This window comes from Flagellimonas profundi (assembly GCF_017313275.1).
Lineage (GTDB): Bacteria > Bacteroidota > Bacteroidia > Flavobacteriales > Flavobacteriaceae > Flagellimonas > Flagellimonas profundi.
Map to the genome: position 1 here is coordinate 466,320 of NZ_JAFLNM010000002.1, position 13,569 is coordinate 479,888.

General features: G+C 43.0%; 13 protein-coding genes. 1 reads left to right on the forward strand and 12 read right to left on the reverse strand.

The window, feature by feature from the left end; all coding sequences use genetic code 11:
* Positions 1-28 precede the first annotated feature (28 nt).
* Positions 29-2,224: a S8 family serine peptidase gene (locus tag J0654_RS11075; RefSeq protein ID WP_207028924.1), complete on the forward strand. Its 2,196-nt coding sequence runs from the start codon at positions 29-31 to the stop codon at positions 2,222-2,224.
* Positions 2,225-2,671: 447 nt separating this feature from the next.
* On the opposite strand, the gene J0654_RS11080 is transcribed toward J0654_RS11075, so the two are convergent.
* The 12 genes from J0654_RS11080 to hemA form a co-directional block, all read right to left on the reverse strand.
* Positions 2,672-3,385, reverse strand: coding sequence for a 3'-5' exonuclease (locus J0654_RS11080; protein ID WP_207028926.1), 714 nt, complete (start codon positions 3,383-3,385; stop codon positions 2,672-2,674).
* 9 nt (positions 3,386-3,394) lie between these two features.
* Positions 3,395-3,865 (reverse strand): methylated-DNA--[protein]-cysteine S-methyltransferase, encoded by a 471-nt coding sequence (locus tag J0654_RS11085; RefSeq protein ID WP_207028928.1) that lies wholly within the window; start codon positions 3,863-3,865, stop codon positions 3,395-3,397.
* A complete protein-coding gene (locus J0654_RS11090) occupies positions 3,865-4,986 on the reverse strand; it encodes a CNNM domain-containing protein (protein ID WP_207028930.1) in 1,122 nt (373 codons plus the stop codon). Before J0654_RS11090 ends, J0654_RS11085 begins: the two co-directional genes overlap by 1 nt.
* Positions 4,987-5,026: 40 nt before the next feature.
* Positions 5,027-6,334, reverse strand: a complete 1,308-nt coding sequence (locus tag J0654_RS11095; protein WP_237685962.1) for a serine hydrolase domain-containing protein — start codon at positions 6,332-6,334, stop codon at positions 5,027-5,029.
* Between the two features lie 13 nt (positions 6,335-6,347).
* Entirely contained in the window at positions 6,348-7,337 is a 990-nt protein-coding gene (hemB, locus tag J0654_RS11100) for a porphobilinogen synthase (protein ID WP_207028932.1), read from the reverse strand.
* A gap of 63 nt (positions 7,338-7,400) precedes the next feature.
* Positions 7,401-8,189, reverse strand: a complete 789-nt coding sequence (locus J0654_RS11105) for a PhzF family phenazine biosynthesis protein (protein WP_207028934.1) — start codon at positions 8,187-8,189, stop codon at positions 7,401-7,403.
* 28 nt (positions 8,190-8,217) lie between these two features.
* The gene (gene hemF / locus J0654_RS11110; protein ID WP_207029602.1) at positions 8,218-9,120 is read right to left on the reverse strand and encodes an oxygen-dependent coproporphyrinogen oxidase; all 903 of its coding nucleotides are present in this window, start codon (positions 9,118-9,120) and stop codon (positions 8,218-8,220) included.
* A complete protein-coding gene (locus J0654_RS11115) occupies positions 9,120-9,557 on the reverse strand; it encodes a DUF6973 domain-containing protein (RefSeq protein ID WP_207028937.1) in 438 nt (145 codons plus the stop codon). Before J0654_RS11115 ends, hemF begins: the two co-directional genes overlap by 1 nt.
* 50 nt (positions 9,558-9,607) lie before the next feature.
* A complete protein-coding gene (gene hemE / locus J0654_RS11120; protein ID WP_207028939.1) occupies positions 9,608-10,633 on the reverse strand; it encodes a uroporphyrinogen decarboxylase in 1,026 nt (341 codons plus the stop codon).
* Positions 10,630-11,292 (reverse strand): uroporphyrinogen-III synthase, encoded by a 663-nt coding sequence (locus J0654_RS11125; protein WP_207028941.1) that lies wholly within the window; start codon positions 11,290-11,292, stop codon positions 10,630-10,632. Before J0654_RS11125 ends, hemE begins: the two co-directional genes overlap by 4 nt.
* Positions 11,270-12,196: a hydroxymethylbilane synthase gene (hemC, locus tag J0654_RS11130; RefSeq protein ID WP_207028943.1), complete on the reverse strand. Its 927-nt coding sequence runs from the start codon at positions 12,194-12,196 to the stop codon at positions 11,270-11,272. The genes J0654_RS11125 and hemC overlap by 23 nt, the downstream gene beginning before the upstream one ends.
* Positions 12,193-13,449, reverse strand: a complete 1,257-nt coding sequence (gene hemA, locus J0654_RS11135) for a glutamyl-tRNA reductase (protein WP_207029603.1) — start codon at positions 13,447-13,449, stop codon at positions 12,193-12,195. The genes hemC and hemA overlap by 4 nt, the downstream gene beginning before the upstream one ends.
* Between the last annotated feature and the right edge of the window lie 120 nt (positions 13,450-13,569).

Consider the following 13,569-nt stretch of genomic DNA (forward strand, 5'->3'; position numbering starts at 1 on the left):
GTAGTCCAAATCTTACCTAAACTTAATTATGGACTACAGATTTCCTTTAGGGGCCAAGGGAGTTATCTTCTCCATTTTATTCTTGCTTTTAGGCATTTCTTCCACTTATGCCCAATCCAAAAAAGCCAAAGACAACATACGTTCTTCCTACGATCAAGGAAAAATATCCACAGTTATTTCCGCAATGGAAATGGAACACCGATCCAAACTTCGTAAAATAGGAGAGTTGGTAAAGTCCAAAGGACTTGAAGCACTAGAGAACAAAAACAACGGTACTCAAATAGCATTGAAAGATATCGGTACCGATGGCACACCACTTTATTATACTACACTTAACGACCCTGCCTCCCAAACTTCGAGAGCACATACACTTTATGATAAAGGCCTTTTGAATTTGGGCTTGACAGGAACCAATATGGAAGTGGGTGTCTGGGATTCGGGCGTTGCCCTACCTTCCCATCAGGAGTTTGACACTCGCGCTAAAATTGCCGACAATGCGGATGAGATTAGCCTACACGCTACTTTGGTCACTGGAAATCTGATTTCTGCCGGGGTAGAGCCCAATGCCAAAGGTGTAGCTTATGGTGCCCAAGCGTTGACCCACGATTGGAGCCGCGATAAAATTGAAGTGGCTGAAGCGGCTGCGAATGGTATGCTTTTAAGTAACCATTCCTATGGAATTTTGTCCGATAGGGTTCCCGATTGGTATTTTGGGGCATATATTAAGGTGACCCAAGATTGGGATAGGATTATGTACAACGCTCCTTACTATTTAATGGTTACCGCTGCGGGCAATGCTCAAAAATCTTATGATAACGAAGCACCAAATTTTGGCAAAACAGCAGATGGTTTTGATTTGTTGCTTGGCTTTACCACAACAAAAAACGGACTGACCATTGCCGGTGCCAATACCGAAATTGATAGCAACGGTGATTTGAAAAAGGCATCCGTTGCCGGTTACAGTAGTTTTGGACCTGTTGATGATGGCCGAGTAAAGCCCGATTTGGCTGGCGATGGAGGGAACATACTTTCCACAAGCTCCGTTACCAATAGTAGTTACCAGGTTTCCGCTGGAACTTCAATGGCTGCACCAGGCGTAACAGGTACACTTTTGTTGTTGCAACAGTATTACGAAGAATTGTTCGGCAACTATATGAAAGCTGCAACTTTAAAGGGACTTGCGCTTCATACGGCAGATGATGTTGATGCCAAAGGACCCGATTACAAAATGGGCTGGGGCATTATGAATGCCAAATCTGCAGCAGAGGTGCTTCAGAATAAAGAGTATACCACCTTGGTGAACGAAGAAAGCCTATCAAACGGGGAAACCTATAGCATCACGGTAAATGCAATTGAAGGTACTCCGTTGGTTGCTTCCATTTCTTGGACCGATCCAGAATCGGAAAACATCAACAGAGGGGAGCTTAACAGTACTACCGCAGCTTTGGTGAACGATTTGGATATTAGGATAACCAAGGATGGGGAAACCTATTTCCCATGGAAGTTAAATCCCGCAAAAGCAAACGATGCCGCTACCAAAGGAGACAACAAAGTAGATCCTTTTGAGCGGGTTGAGGTGGAAAACGCAAGTGGAGCATATACCATCACAATTTCGCACAAGGGTGTATTGAAAAATGAGCTTCAGGATTTCTCCTTGATCGTTACAGGCGCCCAGATTTCCAGCTGCTCCATTAAAACTCCTTCGGATGTATCTTTGGAAAACTCTTCGATTGAGGGTACGACCATTTCTTGGAAAGAAGCGGAAGAAACCTTGTTCGAGCTACAGTACAAAAGTATTGATTCGGATAACTGGGAAAGTGAATTGATTTGGGAAAACAGTTTTGAACTTGCTGCCTTGGAAGAGGGCAAAGTGTACGAAGCTCGTGTTCGTGCAATTTGTACCGAGAGTACGGTTTCCGAGTTTTCCGAGACCATTGAATTTGAATTCAACGGAGCCGAAACTGCTTTGATGGAAAACACCACCATGTTTGTTCCACAGGAATTGAACATCTCAGTATATCCCAACCCAACCGTCGACTATTTGAATGTAAATGCGGATTTGTCCAAAGATGCCGAGTTCTCCATCGTAACTACGTCGGGGAATATCATCAAAAAGGGCAAGACAGCGGGTTCTATAAATGTGTCTTCCCTTTCTTCAGGACTATATGTGCTGGTTGTTCAGGATTATGCGGGCATCAAGAGCACGAAGTTTTATAAAAACTAGTTCCAATAATCGATTGGTAATTTACAATGGACTCCATACTGATAAAGATTCCATTTGGGTTAATTCGTGAAATTCGTGTCATTCCAGTTTATAATGATCAAAGTTTAATAAGCAATTCAATAGATTCTTCGCTGCGCTCAGAATGACATTGGTCATTGAGAATTGTTTATTGCATAATTGATGACGACTGTCAGTTCGAAGTGACAAATTCCCATTACCACAAACAAAGGTCATGCTGAACTTGTTTCAGCATCCCATGGGAGGGGAGTGAATTCCACATTGCGCTTCGACTCCGCTCAGCGACCAAGGTAGCATTGGTGTATATCCGAACAATTCGTGTCAAACCCACTTTCTTTTGGGTCAGATGGGATTCTTCGCTACGCTCAGAATGACAATGATACTGAACCCTTTACCTACCATCCCCTTTTTACGTTGCACCCAACAAAATCAAACCTTTTTGATTTCATCATCCGTTAAGAGTTCCTCATTGCGCAGTCGCAGGAATACCTGGGCCGTGGTCACCACGTCCAGTTCGCAATAGTTGATAATCCTGTCAATATCGTTTTCCTTGTAGAATACATCTTTTACCATACTACCGTCCATATCTTCCTTGGGGGAGGGAATCCCCAGCACGTGGGCCAGCAGTTTTAAGGAGGTAAAGTGCTTGTAGTCGCCAAATTTCCAAAGTTCCATGGTGTCCAAATGAGGTACTTCCCATGGTTTTTTCCCGAACAAATCCAGTTTATAGGGCAGATTGATGCCGCTTATGATCATTCTGCGGGCGATATATGGGAAATCGAACTCCTTGCCATTATGGGCGCACAAAAGATGTTTTACGCTGCTAAAATAACCTGTGAGCAATTGCTTGAATTCCTTTAGTATTGTAGTTTCATCACCATAAAAAGAAGTGGTCCTAAAGGTTCTTAAATCTCCTTGCGTCTTAAAATAGCCCACGGAAATGCAGACTATTTTGCCAAATTCGGCCCAAATGCCCGCACGTTCATAAAACTCCTCGGGTGTGAATTCATCTTTGCGCTGGTACTGTGTTTTCTGTTCCCATAATTGCTGGGAGGTTTCATCCAAGTCGGAGAAATGTTGTTGTTGGGGTACGGTCTCGATATCCAAAAAGAGGATATGCTCCAGGTTAAGTTTATAAAGCATGGTAATAAATTAAAAAAGAGTCGTCTGCTTTGCAGGACTCTCGTGTTCCAATAACCATTTTTTTCTATGCAGTCCACCTGCATATCCTGTGAGGTCTCCGTTGGTTCCGATTACACGATGACAGGGAACCACAATCCAAAGTGGATTTTTGCCATTGGCCGAGGCTACTGCACGAATGGCCTTTACATCACCGAGTTGTTTGGAAAGTTCCAAATAAGAAATGGTTTTTCCAAAAGGTATTTTTAAAAGGGCATCCCAAACTTTCTTTTGAAAATCGGTGCCAGTAGGATTCAATTTAAGGTTAAATACCGTTCGGTCTCCTTTAAAATATTCCTGAAATTGACGAACAGCATCCTTTAAATCATCAGGAATTGTACCACTTGTTTTTTTATTGTCCAGAACGCTAACAGAGCTCAGGCCATGTACATCACCTTCTAACTTGGCGGTTCCGATAGGTGTTTGTATATAAGCAACTTCCATTACTCTATTTCATCTTCATCTTCAATAATGCCCAATCGCTTCGCTCGGGCGTGCCAGTTCTTTCTGGCCAGCTTTTGAAGGTCTTCGACATTGTCACTTTCGTCCATGATCTCGAAACCGAGCAGGGTTTCGATCACGTCTTCCATGGTCACCAATCCACTTACCGAACCGTACTCGTCCACCACTAAGGAAATGTGTTCTCTTTTCTGAACAAACTTTTTGAAAAGCTCATTGATGGACTTGCTGCGGTTGGTCACCAATAGTTCCCTTCTTAGGGTAGCCAAGGTTTCATTCCCTTTATTGTTGATAATGGCCTCCAACAATTCGTCCTTTAAAAAGAAGCCTGTAATGTTGTCCATGCGATCCTTGTACAGTGGTATCCTGGAAAAGCGTAGGGGTCTGTTTTTTTCAAAAAACTCCTTAATCGGCATGTCTTCCGAAGCAATTTTCATTACGGTTCTTGGGGTCATTACATCCCGCGCTAGGATTTCATCAAAATAGAGCAGGTTTTTGATCATTGTGGATTCCGATTCCTTGAACACTCCTTCTTCGTGGGCGATTTCCGTCATGGCACTAAAATCCTCACGGCTCAATATGCTTCCATGTTCCCCTTTGGCACCGACCAGTTTGGTAAAAAGTTGCAACAGCCATAAGAGCCCTGTCCATTTTAAGATGAATACCATGATGTTCAGCGCCTTGCTGGTAAAGTTGGCCAACTGCTTCCAAAAAGTAGCCCCAATGGTCTTGGGGATGATCTCCGAGGCCACCAAGATCAATATGGTCATTAACGTGGAAACAATCCCCACCATAAGATCTTCGGTAAAGGTGAAACCAAAAATGGTCCGCTCGGTGCTTCCATACATTTCGGCATATGCCACTTTTGCCTGCACCCCTACCAAAATGGCACCGACCGTATGCGCGATGGTGTTCAGGGTGAGGATGGCGATCAGCGGCTTGTCAACGTCCTTTTTAAGGGTTTCCAATGTGGCTGCGTAATCTTTTCCCTCTTGCTTTTTTACATTGATGAAGGTAGGTGTGATGCTCAACAGCACCGCCTCCAGAATGGAGCACAAAAAGGAGAAAAAGATGGAAATAAGGGCATAAAATATTAGTAGTCCCATAGGATGGCAGAATCTTTAGTACCAAGATAGGGAATAGGAATTAATTTTGAATGTTTAATCCTTCTGCTTTATAAAAAACATCTTGTAAGGCTGTTCGGATGTTCAAATCATACAGTTGACGATGGTCTCTGGACGGATAAACCCGGTTGGATAGAAAAATAAAAGTGAGCTTGTTTTCGGGGTCGGCCCAAACAAAGGTCCCAGTAAAACCGGAATGCCCAAAACTTTTTGGTGATGCCAAAGGAGAAGGGTAGGCTTCCTCCAATGGAAGTTCTGCATTATCCAACATGGGTTTGTCAAAGCCCAATCCTCGGCGGTTTTCGTTTTCGGGATATTGTATTTCGGTAAATTCTTTTACGGTCTTTATTGAAATGAGCTGTTTCCCATCTACATTGCCATAATTTTGATAAAAGAGCATCAATTTGGCCAGATCATCTGCAGTGCCGAACAAACCTGCATTGCCCGAAACACCTCCCTTGAGTGATGCATTTTCGTCGTGTACCCAACCTTTTACCAGTGTTTTTCGAAAAAGTGTATCCACTTCGGTGGGAACAATGGCATTTACATAATTGTTTTCTTCAGGCAGATATCCCAACGTATGGCAGCCAAGTGGTCGATAGAAACTGTCATCCAAATAGGTCTGATAATCGGTCCCGGTTAGTTGTTCGATCAAACTTGGAAAAATTAAAAAAGTAAGTCCCGAATACACATATTTTTTTTCATCCGAAACTTTGGACCGGTTGATGATTCGGTTCATTTTTCGTTCAAAACGATTGTTGATGTAAAGTCCATCATATACTTGTCCTTGGTATCTTTTGTCGGATGCACGATGAACAAACCTCTTTTTGATTTTCCCATTTTTCCGAAGCACTTTCTGAAGAAACACAATGTAGGGCACCAATCCCGCCTGATGCGCCAAAATTTCCCGAAGCGTCAGGTCTTTTTTGTCTTTTCGGTGTCTCCAAGGGTTCCAATAGGTACTAAAAGGTTTGTCCAGATCGAGTTTTCCCTCGTCCACTAACTTCATCAGGGCGGGCAGCGGCCCGGAAATTTTGGTGACCGAGGCCAGATCGTACAAATCGTTCAATGCGACGGGTTGGATGCTATCGTAGGTGTGAAAGCCGTATGCTTTATGGAAAATAACGGTATCTTTCTTGGCGACCAAGAGCTGTGCTCCTGGAAAGGCCAGACTATCAATGCCCATCCCCATGATAGAATCCACTTTCTGGTTGATGTAAATTTCATCAAAACCTAGTTTGGAAGGATAGGCGTGGATAAGTTCCCGTTGGCCGAATCCAAAGGGCACCACCAAAGTGATGAGTAGCAACGAAACTGCTAGTTTTTTCATTTTTGGTTAGGGTTTATCCCAAAGTACGGATAAAATCCTTCGCAAAATAACTGGCAATAATATCGGCGCCTGCCCTTTTAATGGCTGTCAATTGTTCGAGCATCACGGCATCGTGGTCCAACCAACCTTTTTCGGCGGCAGCTTTTACCATGGCATACTCTCCCGAAACTTGATATACGGCAACAGGCACTTCGACCTCATTTTTTATTTCCCGAACAATGTCCAAATAGCACAATCCAGGTTTTACCATCACGATATCTGCCCCTTCGTCAATGTCCATTTGGGTTTCCTTGATGGCATCATACCGATTGGCATAATCCATTTGATAGGTTTTTTTATCCTTGGGTACATCAGCAATATCAACGGGAGCGGAATCCAACGCATCTCGGAAAGGTCCGTAAAAGGCACTGGCATATTTGGCAGAATAGGCCATAATTCCCGTGTTGATGAAACCTTCTTCTTCCAAAGCCTCTCGAATAATCAGGATCCTACCGTCCATCATATCGCTTGGCGCCACAAAATCTGCCCCTGCCTTGGCATGGGATATGCTCATTTCGGCAAGGACTTCAGCAGTCTCATCATTTAGGATTTCCCCTTCGGCCACAATACCATCGTGTCCATAAGCGGAAAACGGATCAAGGGCAACGTCTGTCATTACCAGCATTTGCGGACAGGCGTTTTTTACGGTTTTTATGGCACGTTGCATCAATCCGTTGGGATTTAGCGCTTCGGTTCCCTTGTTGTCCTTTAGTTTGTCATCGACCTTTACAAAAAGGAGAACGGAGCACAAACCCATTTTCCATAGTTCCTTCACTTCTTTTTCAAGATTGTCCAAACTCAACCTAAAATAGTTGGGCATGGAGGGTATCTCTTCTTTGATTCCTTTTCCTTCGGTCACGAACAAGGGCACCAAAAAGTCGTCTGGGGTCAAAGTGGTTTCACGAACCAACCTTCTGATGGATTCGGATGCGCGGAGTCTTCTATTTCGGATTAATGGATACATATGCTAGTTTTAAGTTATAAGCTGTAAGTCTTAAGCTTCAAGCTATTGGGTTTAAAGTTGTTCTCAAATATCAATTTCTCCTGTGAGGTAAAGCACGGCCTTGCCCGAAATTTTAACACGTTCGCCCAAATATTCACAGACCAAATCCCCTCCTCGTTTGGAAAGCTGTTTGGCTGTCATTTTGGTTTTGTCCAGGACTTCTGTCCAATAAGGAATCAAGGAAGTGTGGGCGGAACCTGTTACTGGGTCTTCTGGAACACCACAGGCCGGAGCAAAAAAACGTGAAACAAAATCCACATCGTCTCCCGGTGCTGTAATAATAACCCCCCGAACATCCAATTGTGCCAACAGATGATGGTTGGGCTCAATGCTTTCAATCTCTTTCTGAGATCCATAGACCATCATATAGTCGGTTTTGCCTTTCAGGGTTTTTATCGGGGCTTGCCCTATGGCCATATCCAATTCATCAATATTTTGAATGGCGACCAAGTTATCCGCTGGAAAATCCATAGTTAACCAACCATTATCGGCCTTATTTACTGTTAAATCACCACTTCGGCTTGAATAAAACTGAATGGTATCTTTTTCGAGCTCATAAAAATGAAATAACACAAAGGCTGTTGCCAAGGTGGCGTGTCCACAAAGGTCGACTTCCACTTCGGGGGTGAACCATCGTATTTCGTAAAGCTCATCTTTTTTGACGGCAAAAGCGGTTTCCGCCAAGTTGTTCTCTTGTGCAATTTTTTGCATCAATTCGGGACTCAACCATGAATCCAAAATGCATACCGCTGCTGGGTTTCCACCAAAAGGCTGGCTAGTGAAGGCATCTATTTGATAAATTTTCTGTCTCATAAGCTTGTTTTCAGGTCAAAACTACGGATTAAACCCAATTTTTTGGGCTTTGCAATACTTGTATCAATTTCTCTTCTTCGCTTCCTTTTTCCGGATGATGGTCGTAGCGCCATTGCACATGAGGGGGAAGACTCATCAAAATACTTTCGATACGGCCATTGGTTTTTAAGCCAAAAAGAGTACCCTTATCGTGCACTAAATTGAATTCCACGTAGCGGCCTCGACGAATTTCTTGCCAATCCCGTTGTTCTTGGGAATAGGGTAGGTCTTTTCTTTTTTCAACAATCGGGGCATAGGCATCCAAGAAACTATTCCCCACCTCGGTCACAAAATTGTACCAATCCTCCAATCTGGTTTCATCGGTGGCTTTGCAATAATCGAAGAACAGTCCGCCGATACCACGAGCTTCATTTCGGTGGCTATTCCAAAAATATTCGTCACATTTCTTTTTGTAGGCAGGATAAAATACCGGGTTGTGGGCATCACAGGCTTTTTTACAAACAGCGTGAAAATGAGCGGCATCTTCCTCGAATAAATAATAGGGGGTAAGGTCTTGTCCGCCACCAAACCATTGATCTACAATAGTGCCCTCCTTGTCGTACATTTCAAAATAGCGCCAATTGGCGTGAACGGTGGGGACCATTGGACTTTTTGGATGAATGACCAAGCTTAGGCCACAGGCAAAGAAATCCACATCTTCCACTCCAAAATAGTTCTGCATACTTTTTGGCAATGGGCCGTGCACTTTGGAAATATTGACTCCTCCTTTTTCAAAAACGGAACCATTTTCAATCACCCTGGTCCTGCCTCCCCCGCCTTCTTCCCGTTCCCAAAAATCTTGTTGGAACTTGGCGGTTCCGTCCAATTCTTCCAATTTGGAAGTAATGGTGTCCTGTAATTGTTGAATGTACTGGTAGAATTTATCTTTCATCATTGTTCTAAAATATGTACCATTTGGTTTTTGTACTCAGAAAGTACTGAGTTCTCATCGATTTTGATGGATTCCAAGGCCATTTTCTTTAATAGCTCAACGATTTCCCTTTCGGATTTTTCTGCGTTTTGCACAAATATGAAACGACCCACCTCATTGTTGTGCAAATCCATGGCCTTTGGTAATTGTTTGTTCGGAAATGAATCCTCGTGCCAATCGGTTATTTTTTTTGCCCAGGCCAAAACGGTTTGCTCGTTTCTCTGCCATTTAAAACACCGTTTTGCAATCAAATAATTCCAAAAAGCGTGTCTAAAAGCATTTGCCGGACCATTCTTATGATGCATCTTGCCAAAGTTTTTGGTCGAAACGGCTATGCAATCCTTGGTTGCCTTGATGGTGGGCAGTATAAATAACGGACGACTCAAGCCAATAGACATACCTTTCAGTATATTTTTAAAATCAACCCGCTTTACTACTGCAAAAAGGTTCACTCCTTGTAATCTTTTACCGCATCTATAAAGGCTTTGGCATTTTCCACGGGAATATTTGGCAAAATTCCGTGGCCTAGGTTCACGATATATTTATCCTTGCCAAAATCACGAATCATTTGTGTGACCATTTCCTTGATTTTTTCTGGAGGAGAAAGCAAGCGAGCTGGATCAAAATTACCTTGAAGGGTAACATTGCCTCCCGTTAAATATCGTGCATTTTGAGCAGAACAAGTCCAATCCACACCGACGGCGGAAGCACCTGAATTGGCCATCTCCTTTAGTGCGAACCAACATCCTTTTCCAAATACAATAACAGGTGCTTCGTCTTTCAAAGCATCTACAATCTGTTGTATGTATTTCCATGAAAACTCTTGATAATCTTGTGGGGACAACATACCTCCCCAAGAATCAAAGATTTGGACGGCATTTACACCTGCCTTTACCTTAGCTTTAAGATACGCAATGGTCGTATCCGTTATCTTTTGAAGCAGTTCATGTGCCGCTTTGGGTTGGGTAAAACAAAAACCTCGCGCTTTGTCGAAACTTTTGCTGCCCTGCCCTTCCACACAATAACATAGGAGTGTCCAAGGAGAACCTGCAAATCCGATCAAGGGTACTTCATTGTTCAGTTTTTCCTTGGTCATGGTAATGGCATCCATCACATAACCCAAAGTTTCCTGAATATCCGGTACAATTACCTTGTCCAAATCGGCTTGTGACCGGATAGGGTTCGGCAAATAAGGCCCAAAATTGGGTTTCATCTGCACCTCGATGTCCATGGCCTGTGGAATCACCAAAATATCGCTGAACAAAATAGCGGCGTCCATGCCATAACGTCGGATGGGCTGTACGGTAATTTCCGATGCCAGTTCCGGTGTCTGGCAACGGGTGAAGAAATCGTATTTTTTACGGAGTTCCATAAACTCGGGCAAATAGCGCCCTGCCTGTCGCATCATCCATACAGGTGGACGTTCGACGGTTTCACCTTTTAATGCTTTTAGGAACAAGTCGTTTTTTATCATAAGTGTTTAAAATGATTTATCGCCTGAACCAACACATTTTCTATGGTTGGTTTGTTGGCTGGAATAATATTTTTTGAATGTTTTTGAGCTTCAGCGGCCGTTGTGTTACCAATGCAAAACAAGGTGCTGTTTCCTAGGGTGTTTTTCAAAAGATAGCTTCGAATACCACTAGGGCTAAAGAACAGGATACCGTCAAAATCCCTTTGAAAAGCCTTTGCGTTTAATTGGGTTCGATAGACCTCCAACTCTTTATACTGAACGTTATTTTTTTTTAAAGATGCTGGGAGTTCATCCCTTCTTTTATTGCCGCACAGGAATAAAAAAGACTCTTTTTGATGCTTTTTTACCAGAATTTCTGCCAATGCTGATGCATTTTCGGCCATTTCTATAACTTTCACACCGTTTTCTTCCAAAATGGATTTTGTCTTTTCCCCAACACAAAAAGCATTGTAGTTGGACAAATCCAATGCTTTTGCCTGATTTAAAAATGCTTTTACGGCATTTTTACTGGTGAAAATATAGTTGTTGTGATCCAAGGGGATTTCGGTGTTCAAGAAATCAATTTTTAGGGCATCGTACTCCACCAATCCCAAACCAGAATTTAGAAAAAGCTCCTTTTGGGGTAAACTCAACATTTTAGTGGACAGTACTGTTTTCATTTCTGATTTCTTGCATCAATTTGTCACCGCCTTTTTGCAACACTTCTTCCGCGCTGATTTTTCCGAGGCCTTGCACATTGGAGAGCTTTACTTCTTTTTTAATGTCGATTTTTTGCCTTCCATCCAAGGAGAAAACCACCCCTTCAAAATAAACGGTTTCATCTTTTATCTGGGCCAAAGCCCCTATCGGCGCAGTACAACCACCCTCTAAAGTGCGTAAAAATTCACGTTCAATGGTTGTGGACATTTCAGTTTCGGGATGGTTCTGTTTGCCCAAAGCTTCTTTGGTAAAATCGTCCTCTTCTTTGGCAACCACCAACATAGCCCCTTGAGCTGGAGCTGGTATCATCCAATCCAATGGAATGGCATCCTTGGGCAAAAGCTTGATGCGTTCCAGTCCTGCCTGTGCAAAAATGGCACCTTGCCAATCATTTTTGATGAGTTTAAGGAGTCTGGTATTTACATTTCCCCTAAGGTCGACTACTTTATGGTCGGGGTATTTGTTCAACCATTGGGCCTTTCGTCGCAAACTTCCTGTGGCGATAGTGGCAGGTCCGTTGTTTTCCAAAAACCCGGAACCTTTGTGCACTAGGATATCGTTGGTTATGGCTCGTTCCAAAACGGCCACTTGTACAATTCCCTTGGGGAGTTGGGTGGGCACATCTTTCATGGAATGCACTGCAATATCAATATCTCCTTTGAGCAGCGCAATGTCCAAGGTCTTGGTGAATATTCCCGTTACTCCAAGCTCATAAAGTGGCTTGTCCAGCACTTGGTCCCCCATGGATTTTGTAGGTACTAGAATGGTGTCGTACCCGAGTGCTTCCAGCTTTTGTTGCACGGTGGTTGCTTGCCACAGAGCCAATTCGCTGTCGCGGGTTCCAATGCGGATTATTTTGCTCATTTGGAGTGTAGTTCTAGCTGAAATACTTTCTGGATCAGTTCCAGACTATCATCGGTGTCGACCTCGTTGCTCTTTAGGTGATTGGCAAACTGCTTGGTAATTTTTTGAATGATCCTGTCGGAGATGATTTCGGCTTGGATTTGGTCGAAACCTTCGATTTTTTTGGTCTGAAAATCAATTTCCTCGGCCTTCATCATGTTTAATTTGTCCTTAAGTGCATTGATAACAGGGGCAAATTTGCGGGTCTCCAACCATTTTAGGAAATCCTTTTTTACTTTTTCTATTATAGCTTCCGCTTTGGGAACGTATTCTTTTCTTTTGGCCAAGGTTTCATCTGTAATTTGGGAAAGCTCATCCAAATGTACCAAGGTTACATTGTCGAGTTCCTTTACATCGTCCGATACGTTTTTGGGCACGGACAAATCCAATATCAACAATGGTTTTTTTGGATATATCAAAGCTTTTGAAACGGTTGGCAACTGTGCTCCGGTAGCTACTACAAGTATGTCGGTCTTTCGGATTTCTGTTTGCAGGTCACCATAATCCTTCACGGTCAGTTGAAATTTGCCTGCAATGTCTTCGGCCTTTTCCCGGGTTCTGTTGATTAGGGTAATGTGGGAGTTGTTCGAGTGCTTTACCAGGTTTTCACACGTATTTCTTCCAATTTTACCTGTTCCGAACAACAAAATGTTCTTGTTGGAAATATCGTCAACATTGTCCAAAATATATTTTACCGAAGCAAATGCTACCGATGTGGCACCCGACGACAGTTCCGTTTCGTTTTTGATGCGCTTGCTGGCCTGAATCACGGAATTGCACAAACGCTCCAAGAATGGATTGGCCATTTCTTGTTTTTTAGACCGGTAAAACCCCTGCTTTATTTGACTGATGATTTCAAAATCACCTAAAATCTGGCTGTCAAGGCCGGTCCCTACTTTGAACATATGCGAAATGGCATCGTGGTTTTTGTACACGTAGGCTACCTCTTGGAACTCTTCAACGGTTCCATTGGTCTCATCGCAAAGCAATTTGATAAGCTGGTAGGGGTGTTGTGCAAAACCATAAAGTTCGGTCCTGTTACAAGTGGAAATGGCCAAAAGGCCATCTATTCCGATTTCCTTGGCCTTGCCCAGAATATGGTCAATGGCAGGAACATCCAAACTGAACTTTCCTCTAACCTCTGCATCCGCCTTCTTGTAACTCAACCCAACGGCATAGAAGGAATTATGTTTTGAAATATGGTAGTCCCTCATAAAGGATATTAATCGCTGCACAAAAATAACAGGGTTATGGGTCAAAAAATAACGCTAGCGGTACTATAAATGTCCAGGGATGTTATTTTATGGTTTATTTTTGATAAAAATGACCTAAAG